Annotated in this window: 14 protein-coding genes; 7 read left to right on the top strand and 7 right to left on the bottom strand. The window is 47.1% G+C overall.

What is annotated here, in order from left to right; all coding sequences use genetic code 11:
• Window positions 1-40 precede the first annotated feature (40 nt).
• A complete protein-coding gene (locus tag KSZ58_RS18245) occupies window positions 41-1,363 on the bottom strand; it encodes a class II D-tagatose-bisphosphate aldolase, non-catalytic subunit (RefSeq protein ID WP_008817607.1) in 1,323 nt (440 codons plus the stop codon).
• Between the two features lie 301 nt (window positions 1,364-1,664).
• On the opposite strand from KSZ58_RS18245, the gene KSZ58_RS18240 reads away from it, so the two are divergent.
• Entirely contained in the window at window positions 1,665-2,987 is a 1,323-nt protein-coding gene (locus KSZ58_RS18240) for a GGDEF domain-containing protein (RefSeq protein ID WP_233104423.1), read from the top strand.
• Between the two features lie 12 nt (window positions 2,988-2,999).
• Here KSZ58_RS18240 and KSZ58_RS18235 read toward each other — a convergent pair whose 3' ends face one another.
• A complete protein-coding gene (locus KSZ58_RS18235; protein WP_022300440.1) occupies window positions 3,000-3,881 on the bottom strand; it encodes an RluA family pseudouridine synthase in 882 nt (293 codons plus the stop codon).
• Between the two features lie 152 nt (window positions 3,882-4,033).
• Between KSZ58_RS18235 and KSZ58_RS18230 the strand changes: the two genes are divergently transcribed.
• The 5 genes from KSZ58_RS18230 (at window position 4,034) to KSZ58_RS18210 (ending at window position 9,595) form a co-directional block, all read left to right on the top strand.
• A complete protein-coding gene (locus tag KSZ58_RS18230; RefSeq protein ID WP_002610177.1) occupies window positions 4,034-4,414 on the top strand; it encodes a desulfoferrodoxin family protein in 381 nt (126 codons plus the stop codon).
• A gap of 327 nt (window positions 4,415-4,741) precedes the next feature.
• Complete coding sequence (locus KSZ58_RS18225; RefSeq protein WP_008817604.1) at window positions 4,742-5,509, top strand: DeoR/GlpR family DNA-binding transcription regulator; 768 nt, start codon at window positions 4,742-4,744, stop codon at window positions 5,507-5,509.
• 133 nt (window positions 5,510-5,642) lie between these two features.
• Window positions 5,643-7,988, top strand: a complete 2,346-nt coding sequence (locus tag KSZ58_RS18220) for a formate C-acetyltransferase/glycerol dehydratase family glycyl radical enzyme (RefSeq protein WP_009271043.1) — start codon at window positions 5,643-5,645, stop codon at window positions 7,986-7,988.
• Complete coding sequence (locus KSZ58_RS18215) at window positions 7,951-8,895, top strand: glycyl-radical enzyme activating protein (RefSeq protein WP_009271042.1); 945 nt, start codon at window positions 7,951-7,953, stop codon at window positions 8,893-8,895. The genes KSZ58_RS18220 and KSZ58_RS18215 overlap by 38 nt, the downstream gene beginning before the upstream one ends.
• A 22-nt stretch (window positions 8,896-8,917) precedes the next feature.
• Window positions 8,918-9,595, top strand: coding sequence for a transaldolase family protein (locus KSZ58_RS18210; protein WP_009271041.1), 678 nt, complete (start codon window positions 8,918-8,920; stop codon window positions 9,593-9,595).
• A 361-nt stretch (window positions 9,596-9,956) separates the two neighbouring features.
• Here KSZ58_RS18210 and KSZ58_RS18205 read toward each other — a convergent pair whose 3' ends face one another.
• Both KSZ58_RS18205 and KSZ58_RS18200 read right to left on the bottom strand, forming a co-directional pair.
• Window positions 9,957-10,814 (bottom strand): NAD(P)-dependent oxidoreductase, encoded by an 858-nt coding sequence (locus KSZ58_RS18205; protein ID WP_009271039.1) that lies wholly within the window; start codon window positions 10,812-10,814, stop codon window positions 9,957-9,959.
• A gap of 36 nt (window positions 10,815-10,850) precedes the next feature.
• Window positions 10,851-11,744 (bottom strand): hypothetical protein, encoded by an 894-nt coding sequence (locus KSZ58_RS18200; protein WP_142419901.1) that lies wholly within the window; start codon window positions 11,742-11,744, stop codon window positions 10,851-10,853.
• A gap of 106 nt (window positions 11,745-11,850) precedes the next feature.
• Between KSZ58_RS18200 and KSZ58_RS18195 the strand changes: the two genes are divergently transcribed.
• Window positions 11,851-13,044 (top strand): cation diffusion facilitator family transporter, encoded by a 1,194-nt coding sequence (locus KSZ58_RS18195; protein WP_009271037.1) that lies wholly within the window; start codon window positions 11,851-11,853, stop codon window positions 13,042-13,044.
• Window positions 13,045-13,533: 489 nt separating this feature from the next.
• Here the strand turns inward: KSZ58_RS18195 and KSZ58_RS22910 are convergent, their stop codons facing one another.
• The 3 genes from KSZ58_RS22910 to KSZ58_RS22900 are packed head-to-tail and all read right to left on the bottom strand — an operon-like array spanning window position 13,534 to window position 14,989.
• Window positions 13,534-13,827, bottom strand: coding sequence for a hypothetical protein (locus KSZ58_RS22910; RefSeq protein WP_008817598.1), 294 nt, complete (start codon window positions 13,825-13,827; stop codon window positions 13,534-13,536).
• Window positions 13,824-14,615, bottom strand: coding sequence for a GntR family transcriptional regulator (locus tag KSZ58_RS22905; RefSeq protein WP_233104475.1), 792 nt, complete (start codon window positions 14,613-14,615; stop codon window positions 13,824-13,826). Before KSZ58_RS22905 ends, KSZ58_RS22910 begins: the two co-directional genes overlap by 4 nt.
• Window positions 14,564-14,989, bottom strand: a complete 426-nt coding sequence (locus KSZ58_RS22900; RefSeq protein ID WP_233104421.1) for a GntR family transcriptional regulator — start codon at window positions 14,987-14,989, stop codon at window positions 14,564-14,566. Before KSZ58_RS22900 ends, KSZ58_RS22905 begins: the two co-directional genes overlap by 52 nt.
• Between the last annotated feature and the right edge of the window lie 280 nt (window positions 14,990-15,269).

Genomic DNA, 15,269 nt, shown 5'->3' with positions numbered 1-15,269 from the left:
TGCTTCTTTTATCCTTAATATTGTAATTCCACTTCCGTTTTTAGAATAATGTTTCCTGATGCGTTGCGTACAGGTATTCGTCAATCGTGTTTATGATGCGATCCCTGATCAGTGCCTCCGGATCATTTTCCAAATGTCCCTCGCGAACCTTTGTATACTGAATCGGCATGAACTGGGACAGTACGCTCAAAGGAATACCGCTCTTACGCAGATTGGCAATCAGCTTATCCTTGGCTGCGGCAACATTAGGATTTGGCATATAATAGCGGCTGCGGTCAGAGAAGCTGTATTTACGCTTGAACCACAGGGCATTGTCATCTCCGTGATAGTGCTTTTTCCAGTTCTTCGGCTCCTCCATCATCGCTTCTTCCAGAACATCGATAAAGTTGCTGAGCGCTTCTTCTTTTCCATGATATACGGCCGTTTCGATGTTTGCGAGTGCGAACAGTGCTTCCCGCATGGCATAGGTCAGCCCCGGGCCAACCTTCAGGATACCGACACCATCCTCGATCAGCTCGCGCAGCTTGAATTTTGTCTGATAATCTGTGGAGTGCCCTTCAAAAATAAGGTTTGGATACTCCTTGATGGATGCCATCAGATCCCTGGCCTTGCTGCGGTCATACTCGGTACATCCGTCATCCTTTTCCTCGACACCCGGTTGTACAACAACACCCATAACATCCTTCCAGGTTTCCTTAAGCCCTTCAGCCGCAAAGGCCTCTTCAAAGGTTTTGACAGTAGCCTTGAAATCTTCAACACGGGTAACCTGCATACCGGCACCCTCTTCCTGTGCGCCTCCTGGAATCGGTACCTCACTTCCCACGATGTATACCGGGCGTACGGCATTTGGATTCTGCTTCAGCAGCTCCTGATAGGTTTCCTCACAGATGCGTGCCAGATGCGCACCGCGTTTTGCGATAACCGCGTCACTCAGACGAATGTTTGGATCATCATCCGCAACCTTCATGCTTGTATCTATATGAATTTTTGTAAATCCGGCAGCTACATAGCAGCGTACCAGCTCTTCTGCCTTTTCCATCGCTTCCTTTTCCGGTAAAGCGGCAAAGGTCAGAGGACCCAGATGATCTCCTCCCAGGAATATACGGCTTTCATCCACACCGATCGCCTTTGCTTTCTTTAATACGAATTCACGGAAGTCTTTGGGTGTCATTCCGGTGTAACCGCCGTTCTGGTCAACCTGATTGGCTGTTGCCTCAATCAGTACGCAGGAATCATCGCGTTTTACACATTCCAGTGCAGCCTCGATAACGTAGTCATTCGCACTGCAGCAGGAATAAATTCCAACCGGTTTTCCTTCCTTCTGTTTAACAACAATCTGTTTTAATGGATTAGCTTGTGGCATTTCAAAACCCTCCTTATATATTAAAATTATAGCACGAAACGAGGGAAAGTAAACGGAAGTGAAACGGAATGCTAGTTTGTATAAAAGTTTTGTACAAAAATACAAACAGAGATATTTTAAACGCGCAAAAACGACAGAAAAGAATACAGAAATCAGCTATGATAAATCAGGAAAAATGAAAATAGAAAAGTAAGTGGAAATTTAGAAATACTTTATCTGAAAAGGTGTTCTTTTGTGATTCCGGTGTGATATACTATAGTGAGATGAGCGAACAAATCGTATACAAGAAAGGTCGGTGGGGATGATGCTTGACGAACAGGAACAATTTCTCCTCCATCAGATTCGCATTCTGTTGAAGCAGCTGGATGAACGGCAGACAAAACAGAAAGATGAAGAAAAACCGGAGAATAAGGATGACAGATACCGTACACTGTTACAGCTGTCCTGCAAAAATATATGGGAGTTTGATCCATTGACACAGATGGTAAGTATAACCTGTCAGGACGGACGCGTAATCATCAATTCCTTTCGCATGCTTATGCAGGGAGTTAATGCGCAGGACCATAAGCGAATCAAGGAAGCTGTGCATCGCATCATGCTGGGAGAAAGTGAAAAGGAGTATTTTTCCTATCAGCGCGAATGCAGGAGCGGTGAAATCCGGTTTTATGAGGTTGGAGCTCATGCATACTGGGTCAACGGCAATCTGCATATCATCGGTGTTACGAGGTCTGTACGGGCGATGGAGGAGCGAATCGAGCGTGTTCTGCATGAGCAGGAGAAATTCGATTTACTGCTGAGCATGGCCAATATGTATATATGGGAATACGATGTCGGAAAAAGAGAGTTTTCCGCGAATCAGTCTTTGTGCGACAAGCTGGGACTTCCCATGCGTTCGTATACGGTGGAGCAGCTGAATGAGCTGCTGCAGATACACCAGATGCCGGTCCTGCTGGAACGTATCGAGCGAAAGGCGTTATCGGAGCATGCGGTCATTCATCTGAAGAATATTCAAACCAGTTTCGATTTGATTTTTGAGACGAATTTCAAGGGATTACCGGATAAAAACGGCAATATCAAGGTCGTACTCGGCACTATGAATGATATAACGGAAAAGGAGCTTTTGAAAACAAGCGCCAGCAGGGATCCGCTCATCGGCTGTTTTAACCGGCGAAGCGGCGATATGACGCTGGTCTCCACGTTTCAGAAATTTCAGAACGGGGAGGATTTTTATACCATCATATTTTTCGATGTGGATGATTTTAAGAAGGTCAATGACCGCTATGGACATGATATGGGAGACTATGTTCTGCGCCATGTCTGTGAACAGATCGAGAAGGAAATTCGAAGCAGTGACATGCTGTTTCGCTGGGGCGGTGATGAATTTCTGCTCATCTGCAGCGGAATCAGCAAGGAAAATATCTATGCCTATATCGAGCGTCTGCGCCGTCTGATTGAAAGCTCAGATTTTATTTTCGACGGCAACCGTGTGCAGGTGACCCTGTCTATCGGTGCAGCGTATTATTATAAGAGTGATCATGATTATCAGGATGCATTAAAAAGAGCCGACCGCAGTGTCTATAAGGCAAAGCTGGCCGGGCGCAATAAGGTATGTGTTTTAAAGTGAGTCAGGCCTAATCTAATCCAGTAGCTGGCGAAGATCCTGCGGAAGCGGGCATTCCACGCGCAGCATATCGTTGGAAAGGGGGTGAGGGATGCTTACACGACAGGCGTGCAGTGCGAGGCGGGGACATCTGCTGTCGCGGATTCCATATAGCGGATCACTGAGCAGGGGGTGCTGTATTGCGGCCAGATGGACACGGATCTGATGCGTTCGCCCGGTATACAGCCGGCAGCGAATCCATGTGAAATCCGTGAAGTTCTGCTTTACAAACACATCGGTTCTGGCACTCTTGCCATGCTCGGATATGCGCATCTTTCGCGCATCGTGTCGATCTCTGGCGATTCCCCGGGTGATGGTGCAGTGCTTCTGTGCAATGTATCCCCTGGCAAATGCCTCATACTCCCGATAGATCTGCTTGTTTTTCAGCATGGCATCAAGCAGTGGCTGCAGAAAGGGAACTTTGCAGAATATCATGGCTCCGCTGGTTTCGTAATCCAGGCGGTGAAGCGGGCGAACACAGGTATTGTGTCCCTCCAGAAGATAATGTGCCTTGACCAGATTACAGACGGTGTGTGCATGTTCGATACCGTCACTGTGTACCAGAAGATTCGCAGGCTTATTCACGATGCAAAAGAGTTCATCCTCAAACAGTATCTCCAAATCCTCGTACCAGGGCTCTATCGTATCTTCCTCCATCGCAAGAAAGATGCGTACGGTATCCTGCTCCTGCAGCATATGATTGCCGTGGATGATGCGGTTATTTATGGAAACACGGTTTGTTTGATAATATTCATAGCGTTTCTTTTTTGCGGTATGGAAATATGCGAAAACAGCATCGGTATCCGAAAAGGAAATGCCGCGTAGTTGCAGTATATTGTTTTTCAATTCGATTTTCATAAAATCACCTCATAATTTTTCGGTCAAATGAATAGAATTTCCTATATGGGTCATGCTATACTGGCATTGAGCCAGGAGGAACTGGTTGTAAAGGATGATCCATAGCAGCAAACGCTACTATGAAGATAACATAAAACAAGGAGGAAATAAACATGAAATTATTAAAATGCTCAGTATGCGGCAACATCGTTGAAATGATCGAGGACAAAGGAGTTCCGGTAATGTGCTGCGGAAAGCCAATGGATGAATTAAAGGCAAATACGACAGACGGCGCACTGGAAAAACATGTTCCGGTTGCTGAAATCGCAGATGGAAATCTGCATGTAAAGGTTGGTTCCATGGAGCATCCGATGCTTGCAGAGCACTATATCACAATGATTCTGGTTGAGGCCGGAGACAACATTATGCGTAAAAACCTGAAGCCCGGTGAAAAACCGGAGGGTGTCTTCCCGCTTGGTGATTACAAGGGGAAAGTGCATGTATATGAATACTGCAACCTGCACGGTTTATGGAAGACTGACATCGAGGCATAACCTATACAGAATAAGGAGCACCGGATCGTGCTTCTTTTTTTATCACTTTGTATAAATAAGGAAAGCATTACATAAGCACCTGGAGGGTTTCCGTGGAGGATGAATCCATAGTTGAAGAATGAGTGCTCTTGTGCGTGAGAATTCAGGCAGCTGCCAGTTCAGGGTACGGCCTACCGGTATATGCAAGCGATGCAGCGAGGACAACCGAGACATTTTGCATCGTTGATCACAATATGGCTGCCCTTTCTTTGTGCGTACAATTTCTTATGAAAAACGAAGAATTCATGAAAACTATGGTATACTATTGAAAAACAGGAGGTCGATCACATGTTTGTAGAGGAGCGGCAGAGTGCCATTATGGAGGAGCTGCATGCCAATGGAAAGGTAAAGGTCAAGGAGCTGAGTGAGCGGTTTTCCGTTAGTGAGGACTTGATTCGTAAAGACCTCAGCGCATTGGAAGCAAAGGGACTGCTGAAAAAGGCATACGGAGGTGCTGTGCTGATTCGTGAGAATATTCATCGCAAGATTGCGGCGCAGCGCAAGGATGTGAATCAGGAGGAGAAGCGCGGTATCGCAAAAGCCGCTGTGGATCTGATTCAGGAAGGAGATGTGGTCTTTCTGGACATCTCCACCGTCAATATACGGGTGGCCAGGGAGCTGGTGGAACGGGAGAAGCAGGCAACGATCGTTACCAATATGCTGGAGGTTGTATCCATACTGGCAGACAGCAGTCTTCCTGTGATTTTCATCGGTGGAGAATTCGATTATGGCAGGGACGGCTTTGTGGGGAGTCTGGCAATGGAGCAAATAATGAAATTCCGATTCGACATATCCTTTCTGGGTGTTGTCGGTATTGATGTACACGATAACAGCGTATATACCTATATGGCCAATGACGGGGCGACAAAGCGTGCGATCCTGTCCAGCAGTAAGCAGGCGTTTATGGTATGTGAATCGGATAAATTCATGCAGATCGGCAATTACCGCTATGCTGGAGCGGATGAATTCACCGGGATCATAACGGATCATAAGCTGGACAGGGAAAATGAAAAGCTGATGAAAAACATGCAGCTATGTATACAGCTGGCAGAATAGGTCGGGAAATGGTATCCCGGCTTTTTTTTTATTTTTTTCTATTGTTTGATAAAAAGTAATAAGAAATAATAATAAAAGTGTTGACAACCGGTAAAAGCATATTATAATGAAGATGTAAACGGAGGTATCTGCCATGGAACTGAAAAAAACTGCTCGAATCGATCTTCTAAAGGAACGTATGCTGTCCCAGCCGCGTTATGTGAGTATGGAACAGGCGATGATCATTACCAGAGCCTACCAGAGGCATGAAGAGGAGCCGGTCATTTTAAAACGTGCATATGCACTCCATGATGCTCTGTGCGAGCTGGAAATCGGAATCGAGCCACAGGAGCTGATTGTAGGAAACCGGACAAAGGGGGTACGCTATGGGGTGGTATTTCCAGAAAGCGGTATTTCCTGGGTGGATCAGGAGCTGGAGACGCTGCCGACACGTCCGCAGGATAAGTTTCTTGTACGTCCTGAGGATGTGCAGACATTTCGCGAGGTCATCAAACCGTACTGGAAGGGGAAATCATTGGAGGATGTGCTGAAAAAGCGTTATGGAAAAGAAATCAGTGCCCTGTCAACGGTTGTAAAAATCAATCAGAAGGATCATGCACAGGGACATATCTGCCCCAATGTCCGTGAATGGCTGGAAAAGGGACCGGCCGGCTTGAAAGAGGAGGCACAGCAGCACCTGCTGGACTGTAAGGAGGAGCAAAGACCCTTCTATGAAAGCATTCTTCTTGTGATGGATGGTGTATGCCGCTTTCTGATGCGGTATCATGATGAATTGCAAAAGGAAGCAAAGCAGCATCCGGACTGGAAGCAGGATATGATAGAGACGGCAGAAATCTGTAAGGCGCTGTCCAAACGGCCGGCTGAAACGTTTCATGAGGCGGTACAGTCCATGTGGATTCTGTTTGTCGTCCTGCATATGGAAAGCAATGCCTCCAGCTTCTCTCCCGGACGTCTGGATGAAATACTGTATCCGTATTATCGCAAGGACAGGGAGCTTGGACGTCTGGATGCGCAAAGAGCGCTGGATATCATTGAATGCCTGTGGCTGAAATTCAATCAGATCGTCTATCTGCGTAATAAAAACAGCGCAAAGTACTTTGCCGGCTTTCCAATCGGCTTCAATATCGCTGTCGGCGGACAGGATGTCCATGGTGAGGATGTATGCAATGAGCTGAGCTTTCTGTTTTTGCTGGCACAGGAGCACATCGGCCTGCCGCAGCCCAATCTGTCTGTGCGCCTGCACAGGGGAACAGGGGATGCTCTTTTAAAGAAGGCTGTTCGCGTCGTGGCAAAGGGAAGCGGTATGCCGCAGTTTTTCAATGATGAAGCAATTATAGCTGAACTGGAGAAGCTGGGGATTTCCCATCAGGATGCAATGGATTATGCCATTGTCGGCTGTGTTGAGCTGACGACGCAGGGGAATAATCTGGGCTGGAGCGATGCTGCAATGTTCAATCTGAACAAGGTGCTGGAGCTGACGCTGCATCATGGCAGATGTCTGCTTACCAATCAGCAGCTGGGGCCGGATCTGGGCGGTCTGGATACGTATGAAAGCTATGAGGCGCTGGAAATTGCATTTGATGCCATGATCGATCATTTTCTGCAGCGCATGATTCCGGCCTGTGAAGAGGTGGAAAAGGCGCATATTGACATCCTTCCCTCACCGTTTTTATCCAGCGTTATCGATGACTGCATGGAACAGGGGATGGATGTGACACGTGGAGGTGCTCATTATAATCTGAGCGGTATACAGATGATCCAGGTTGCCAATCTGGCCGATTCTCTGGCGGCGATCAAGGCTCTGGTCTATGATAGGAAAAGCGTAACAGGAGAAGCTCTGCAGTATGCACTGGAGCATAATTTTGCACAGGATGAAATGCTGCGGCAGCGTCTTTTGAACAAGGTGGACAAGTATGGCAACGATGTGGAATGGGTGGATATGCTGGGGGCGAAGTGGGCATCGGCATTCCGCGATAAGCTGCGCTCCTTTACCAATTACCGCAAGGGACCGTATCATACCGGTATGTATACCGTGAGTGCCCATGTGCCGATGGGAGAGCATGTCGGTGCGAGTGCGGATGGCAGACTGGCCGGTACACCGCTTGCGGATGGCGGTATGTCTGCAGTATATGGAAGAGATTTGCATGGGCCTACTGCCGTTTTGAAATCGGTATCCCGTCTGTCCTGTGACTGCACGACCAACGGCGGTCTTCTGAATATGAAATTTCTGCCGGAATTTTTTCGGAATGAGCAGGGCATTGATAAGTTTGCCGGTTTCTTACGAACCTTCGTCGATTTGAGAATACCGCATATCCAGTTTAATGTCGTGCGTAAAGAGGATCTGCTGGCTGCTCAGAAGCATCCTGAGCAGTATGCATCCTTAACCGTGCGCGTTGCCGGCTATACGGCATATTTTGTGGAGCTGGCACAGGAGCTGCAAAATGAAATCATTGCCAGAACGAGCTATGAAGGCATCTAGCGGCTATGTGTTTGACATCAAGCGCTTCGCTACGCATGATGGAGAGGGAATCCGGACAACGATTTTTCTCAAGGGCTGCCCGCTGCGCTGCGCATGGTGCCAGAATCCGGAGGGACTGCATCCGGTTTTGCAGCTTCTCTATATGGAAACGAAATGTATGCATTGTGGAAGCTGTGCGGCAGCAGCCATCCATGGCGGTGTTTCTATGCAGGATGGGCGAATAAAGCTTGTGCGGGATGCTGTTGAGGACTGGGAAGGTCTGATTGATATCTGCCCGACAGGGGCGCTGCGCTATGATGCGTCCTGCTATGATGTTTCGGATATCCTGCGGGAAGTAAAAAAAGACCGTGCGTTTTTCCGCTATGGCGGAGGGGTTACCCTATCCGGAGGTGAGCCGCTGCTGCAGGCGGACTTCGCACTGGAAATTCTAAAGGCATGTAAGGCAGAGGGGATACATACAACGATAGAAACATCCCTGTATGCACCGCAGGATACGCTGCGGCAGCTGCTGCCCTATCTGGATCATATTTATGCGGATTTGAAAATATTTGACAGTGCGGTGCATAAAGCCTATACTGGAGTGGAGAATGCACAGATTCTGGATAATATCCGCTATCTGCTGTGCACTGAGGAGCTTCGTGATCGTGTGATCATCCGCACACCGCTGATTCCGGAAATGACGGCACGCAGTGAAAATATTACGGCCATAGCACAGTTTCTGCAGCAATGCTATAAAGGTGTGCGTTATGAACTGCTGAATTATAATCCGCTGGCAAAGGCGAAGTATGATTATCTGGATATGGAATATTGTTTTGACGAGAATCCGAAGCTATATACAAAGGAAGCAATGGAGTCATTCTATCGGATTGCAAGGGATCAGGGTATCCGCAATTTGATTATAGAATAAAAAAATCAGGGAGGACATAGAGATGAAAATTTTAATTGACAACGCAGACATTCAGGAAATCAAAAAGGCTTACGAGTATTTTCCGATTACGGGAGTTACATGCAATCCGACAATCCTGAAAAAAACAGGAAGAAATCCATACGATGTATTGAAGGAAATTCGTGAATTTATCGGTGCGGACGGCGATCTGCATGTACAGGTCGTAAGTGCGAAAGCTGAGGATATGGTTGTGGAAGCCCATAAAATTCAGGAGGTGCTGGGAAAGAACACCTATATCAAGATTCCGGTAGTCAGGGAAGGTCTGAAGGCGATGAAGCTGCTGCATGCAGAGGGTGCAAACATCACCGGAACGGCAATCTATAACCAGATGCAGGGCTATCTTGCCGGTATGGCAGGGGCTGCCTATGTGGCACCGTATGTAAACCGTATTGATAATCTGGGCTATAATGGCGTACAGGTTGCCAAGGATATCCACGATATGCTGAAGCATGCCGGTTTAAAGACCGAGGTGATTGCGGCCAGCTTCAAAAATTCACAGCAGGTACTGGAGCTTGCCAAGTATGGTCTTGGTGCAAGTACGATTGCTCCGGATGTGATCGAAGGTCTGATTAAGGTCGATGCCGCCGTTCTGGCAGTGGATGCGTTCACCAGAGATTTCGAGGAGCTGTGTGGTGAGGGCAACACCATGCTGAACATCTAAAAGGCGCCCATCTGAAGGGTGCTGCACAACTGATTAGCATAGATAATAAAAAAACACGCACTCAAACAGAGAGTAAGCGTGTTTTTTTTGCCATACCTCAAAAGCACGGATAAATATGAATAGGATGCAGATCGATTGCTTACATTGCTCCATGGCATCCGGTGAATAGCGCATTACAGTCATGTATGCCATTACAAATTCCAGAAAATTTTTGACATAGCCATAAAAATGCGTAAGCACAATATACATTTTTAGAAACTCTGTTTCAGCTTAAGTCTGATTGAGTAAATGTTCGATAAACGTGATATTATAGAAAGCTGTGACGTCAGGATTCTAGCCAAATTGTCACAGCATCTCATATTTATTTATAATAATGCACCAGTGCCTGTGTACCGTTGTTTTCCTCTCCTATGCCTGCCAGTGCTTCGTACATATTGCAGACAGCCTCCAGCATATCCAGATGGACGTCCTGCTGCTCCATCTCCTGCTGAACAATGTGCATATCCTTAATAAAATGCTTGATATAAAAGCCGGGAGCGAAGTCGTTTGCGAGAACACGCGGTGCGGTATTGTCGATCTGCCAGCTGCCTGCAGCTCCTTTGGCGATAGCGGTAAGCATCTTCTGCTCATCCAGTCCGACCGCTCTTGCATATACCAGTGCTTCACTCATCGCTGCCACAGCGCCTGCCACGGCAATCTGATTGCAGGCCTTTGTATGCTGACCACTCCCTGCTTCTCCCATATACTGAATTCCCGTCCCCAATAGGGAGAATAGCGGACGCATTTGTTCGAACACTTCTTCATCCCCGCCAGTCATAATAGACAGGGATGCGGCTTTTGCCCCGCTGTCACCACCGGATACCGGAGCGTCCAGCATGGCATATCCCTTTGCCTTTGCTGCTGTGTACAGCTTTTTTGCCAGCGCGGGCGAAGAGGTTGTAAAATCAATCAGTACGGCATGCGCTTTGGCATGTGCAAAGATACCGTCATCCCCCTCATAGATTTCTTCCACATCCTTTGGGTAACCGACCATGGTACAGACAACATCCGCATCACTTACACAATCCCGAATGGTACGCTCCACCCGGATTCCCTGCTCGAGCAGGGGAGCGGCCTTCTCATAGGTGCGGTTATAGGCACTCACCGTATGACCGCCCTTTTTCAGGTTCAGCAGCATGCTGGTCCCCATCACGCCGCAGCCAATCCATGCAATCTTCATATGATCACCTTCCTTTTGTATTATTATACAGGAAGATTATAGAAACTGCATGCAAAGGATCAGCAGAAGGACAGAAATCATCCCCTGCAGAATCCGGTAAAGCAGAAAGACGGGATAACGCAGAGGAACCTGCTCCACCATACTCATGATCTGCATATGTACACAGAAGCCTGCAAACCCAAGCAGAAAGCTGGTAAGGAGTAATCTCTGCATAGTGGAAAACGGTGTGACGTTGATCAAAACGATGCCGCTGGAAAACTCCGCAAGACTGCGTATGATAAGCGCAGGAAATTCCGGAAGAAAGGAAAACAGCACAGCGGTAACACTCATAAAAAGCATCAGATATCCCCCGATCATATAGAGGGAAATTCCACTTTCCGTAACTGCGCTGCTAAGATTCCGCATAAAGGATTGTGAGGAAGCAACAGCTGCAGGAAAGGTATGAACCGTGTGTCTGCGGGTGAACAGCAGCAACAGCAGACCGCTGAGCAGCTGCAAAGCAAACAGCAGCATGCCGATGTGCAGAGATTTGAAAAAGACGATACCGCAGGAGATAATGACAAAGCCCGGTGTAGGAAAACAGCAGCAATACAGCAGGCGTGCTGCATCCTGCCGGGAAAGGACACCATCCCGTACGGCTTCATCCACAAAGACAGAGCCGGTGGGAAAGCCAAGGAACATCGTGCATAAAACCAGATTCCATGCCCCCTGATCCATCCCCAGCAAAGCAGGCAGACCTAGAGAGGGAAGATGGTCAAACGCATGCTCCTTATAGAGGAGACGAACCAGAACCATAGATAAAAACATGGAGGGAACCAGCTTTTCAAACCAGATGGAAAGTGCGTTTTGTGCACTTTGCAGCGTCAGGGTTCCAAAGCCAAGTGTCAATAAGAGAAGACCAAACAGCAGAAAGCCCGTGAATTTTTTCATGTTATCACCGATATACTATATGATGAAACGAAAACTTTCATGTAAATCTTTCCCATTTTGGTGAAATGTGTTAAACTAGATATTCATAAAAGAAGTGGGTGATATAATGATAAATTATCTTGCGAAAAAAATGATACACAACTATAACGAGCTGGAAGATCCTGCTGTGCGAAAGGCATATGGAAACCTTACAAGCACGGTGGGGATTGCAAACAATGTGATTTTGTTTCTGTTTAAATTTCTGGCCGGTACCCTGGCACGCAGTGTGTCCATAACGGCAGATGCTGTCAACAACCTTTCCGATGCCGGAAGCTCTGTGATTTCCCTGCTCAGCTTTAAGCTGTCAAGCAAGCCGGCAGATGAAAAGCATCCCTTTGGCCATGCGCGCTACGAATGTATTGCATCAATGATCGTTGCTGTAGCCATCCTGCTGCTTGGCTTTGAGCTGATCCGCACCAGCTTTCATAAGATTCTTCAACCGGAGGCAGTGTCCTTCAGCTGGTTGAGTGTGATTATTCTGCTGTTTTCCATTTCCGTAAAGCTGTGGATGTACAGCTATAATAAGAAATACGGGAGGCTTTTGAAGTCCAGTATAATGGAGGCGACTGCTGCAGATTCCATCAGTGATGTTATGGCGACGGGAGCTGTTCTTGTTTCCACAGTGCTCTCTCCTATTATTCATTTTAATCTGGACGGCTATATGGGGGTTGTTGTTGCCATCTTTATTTTGATGGCAGGTGGAGGCATCATTAAATCGGCGCTGGATGAGCTGCTGGGACAGGCTCCGGATGAGGATCTGGTGAAACAGATTCAGGATAAGATTAACAGCTATGATGGAGTGCTGGGTATGCATGATCTCATGATCCACGATTATGGTGCGCACCGTACCTTTGCATCTGTGCATGTGGAGGTGGATTATAAGGAAGATGTACTGAAATCTCATGATATGATCGATAATATCGAACGCGATTTTCAGGAGAATATGGGACTGGAGATGGTTATCCACATGGATCCCATCAATATTGACGATCCGCTGACCAACGAGCTGCGAACATTGACAGAAGCAATCGTAAAGGAAATTGATGAAGACCTGAGCATGCACGACTTCCGTATCGTTCCGGGAGAAACCCATACGAATATGATTTTCGATGTTGTCGTGCCCTTCCATATTAAAATGAGTAATCAGCAGATTCTGGATGCCCTTGCACAGCGGATCCGGGAGCGTAAGGGCGATCATTACTATCTGGTTGTTACCTTTGATCGTGCCTATACGACCCACCATTCACAGGAATCTGCCTGAAATCTGCAACAAGAAAGCCTTTTCTATTCTGATACAGATACAGCAGGGAAGCAGGACAGCTTATAGGCGCATTCAATAGAATATAGAAAACATCCACCGAACACCGGTGGATTTTGATGTATTCCTGTTGAGCCAGTCAATAAAGGAATTTGTCTATGCCTGCATACCCATAGCAGGAAATCCCTGATAGGAAAGTGTCGGTAATCTGCACAGAAAACCCCGTCGGATATGTTTTTGCAGGTTTTTTATAATCCGATGTTATTTTTCTGTACAGGCGGTTATCCACAAGCGCATATGGTCACCATGGAAAAGGGTTACCGATAAAGCTTTCCCTGACGGAAAGCACTTCCTTCCATATCTGTTTTCCTACGCAGCTGCAGCATTCAGTCATACCGGCATGGTGTGAGAATCGCCCGCCACCATTCTTATTGCAGAAAGCAGCCGTCTTTTCATCAGGAGTCAAGGGTTAGCGCAGACATTCTTTGTTTCCTACAGAGGAAGGGAATCGATATCGGGCAGCTGAATGGCATCACATTGACGGATGCCGATGCGTTTGGCACAATGGATGATGATATGGAAAAGCTGCATGTAGACCTGCTGTATACAGCGGCAATAGCCGTCGGCATCCCGTTTCACCAGAAAGCCAACCGCTTCCTCACAGCGCTTGTAATATAGATCGACCAGTTGTTCATCCAGCTGCAGCAGTGTGAAATAAAAGCCCCATGACAAAATGCTGCGAAACTCCTGCAGAATCTGTTTCAGATTGGCCTTGGGAAGGATCACCAGCAGGGCATCAAGGAAACCGACGCCATCATAATGCCTTTTTTTATCCGCTCCTCCATAACAGGGGCAAGCACGAGCAGCTGGTCGAAATATTCCAGGCAGCAGCGGCCGATCGTGATGGTGATAAACTGTACAGCCCCGATGAATTTTACGGCGTCACGTATCATTGTACTGTCCTCCAGATGTGCCTGTGCAACCCCCTTATTCAGCTGAATGCGGGTCCCCAGACCGTTATAGGTCTTTGCGAGCCCGATATCATTCAGCTGTTTCAAAACCTTGCGAATCGTTGCGTAGGATACCTGATAGGTTCTGGACAGCTGCTCTATGGGCGGCAGCAGCTGCTGATCGGCATAGGTTTTGCAGGCGATGCTGCGAATAATATCCCGGAAGACAAGTGTGTAAACGTAATCATGAGAATGCTTTGGCTGCCAGAAAAAGGGGGCGGCTTCCGGTATACAGTGGTTGCCGCAAAGCTGTATCTGCGCTGCGTGCTCACGGATACGCTGTATGGTGTAGCAGATCGTGTGATCATAAAAATCATATACAAAGCGGCGGTTTCTATCTGTATAGGCGGCAAGCAGCTGCTCATAATCGTGCTTCAGAGTGCCATGATAGGAGGAAAACAGATCTGTATGATACAACAGGGGATATTCAATATAGGAAAAGGTCGTCAGATACAAATCGAGAATCATATCATTATGATAACGCTGCAGCAGATACACATTAAAATCCCGGATCAGCAGTCGGCGTTTTTCCAGATTTTTATTATCCTCCAGCGTCGACAGCATTTTATATAAATGGCGGATATCCTTTTCCTGCAGTAAATCGCACAACCCGCTGCAGAGGGGAGGCGCAGGCACAGACGCATGCTTTCCAAAACGTCAATCATCTGCCGGTGTGTATGCAGAATATAGAAATCCGTCTGCTCATCGTGCGCCTGTGAGGGCTGCCAGATCACCTGTGCACGCTTGCGCGCCTCTAAAGAAATATAGCCGGCATCCCGCATATCGCGCAGGACGTCCTGTACGGTACGTATTCCTACCTGATATGTGCTGCACAGCTGTTTAGCGGATGGAAGACGGCTCCCATAGGGAAGCCGCCTCGTTATGATCAAGGATGTAAGCGAACCGTAGAGACTGCTGTAGAATGTTTGTCCTTTCAAAATGGATCCTCCAGGGAAATGTTAATCCTAGTATAGCATGGAAATTTATACAGAAGCAATCCGTTCTTTCCATAAAATCTAAAATAAGCTGAAGTGAAAAGTTAAATTCCACTTTCAAAAGGCGAATAAAAAATGTGGAACTTTCTTCTACAGAAGTCTATACAGAGCATAAATATAGCGTTAGAAAGGGTTTCAAATAGGTAGAAGTAAGTAAAAATGTGAAGAAAGTGGTCATTGTGCGAATGATAGATAAAATGAATAAGCGCACTGAAAATAGGCT

Origin of the sequence: Erysipelatoclostridium sp. DFI.2.3 (genome assembly GCF_019132535.1) — a bacterium.
GTDB lineage: Bacteria > Bacillota_I > Bacilli_A > Erysipelotrichales > Erysipelotrichaceae > Clostridium_AQ > Clostridium_AQ innocuum.
The sequence above is the reverse complement of the archived record's forward strand: the minus strand, read 5'-3'. Positions and strand labels throughout refer to the sequence as shown.

What these genes read in the sequence shown, in the direction of transcription:
- KSZ58_RS18240 (WP_233104423.1), top strand. Translation starts at nt 1,665, where the DNA reads ATGATGCTTGACGAACAGGAACAATTTCTCCTCCATCAGATTCGCATT.
- KSZ58_RS18200 (WP_142419901.1), bottom strand. Translation starts at nt 11,744, where the DNA reads ATGAAAAAATTCACGGGCTTTCTGCTGTTTGGTCTTCTCTTATTGACA.
- KSZ58_RS18220 (WP_009271043.1), top strand. Translation starts at nt 5,643, where the DNA reads ATGGAACTGAAAAAAACTGCTCGAATCGATCTTCTAAAGGAACGTATG.
- KSZ58_RS18230 (WP_002610177.1), top strand. Translation starts at nt 4,034, where the DNA reads ATGAAATTATTAAAATGCTCAGTATGCGGCAACATCGTTGAAATGATC.
- KSZ58_RS18245 (WP_008817607.1), bottom strand. Translation starts at nt 1,363, where the DNA reads ATGCCACAAGCTAATCCATTAAAACAGATTGTTGTTAAACAGAAGGAA.
- KSZ58_RS18205 (WP_009271039.1), bottom strand. Translation starts at nt 10,814, where the DNA reads ATGAAGATTGCATGGATTGGCTGCGGCGTGATGGGGACCAGCATGCTG.
- KSZ58_RS18195 (WP_009271037.1), top strand. Translation starts at nt 11,851, where the DNA reads ATGATAAATTATCTTGCGAAAAAAATGATACACAACTATAACGAGCTG.
- KSZ58_RS18210 (WP_009271041.1), top strand. Translation starts at nt 8,918, where the DNA reads ATGAAAATTTTAATTGACAACGCAGACATTCAGGAAATCAAAAAGGCT.
- KSZ58_RS18225 (WP_008817604.1), top strand. Translation starts at nt 4,742, where the DNA reads ATGTTTGTAGAGGAGCGGCAGAGTGCCATTATGGAGGAGCTGCATGCC.
- KSZ58_RS22905 (WP_233104475.1), bottom strand. Translation starts at nt 14,615, where the DNA reads ATGCTGTCGACGCTGGAGGATAATAAAAATCTGGAAAAACGCCGACTG.
- KSZ58_RS18235 (WP_022300440.1), bottom strand. Translation starts at nt 3,881, where the DNA reads ATGAAAATCGAATTGAAAAACAATATACTGCAACTACGCGGCATTTCC.
- KSZ58_RS18215 (WP_009271042.1), top strand. Translation starts at nt 7,951, where the DNA reads ATGAAATCATTGCCAGAACGAGCTATGAAGGCATCTAGCGGCTATGTG.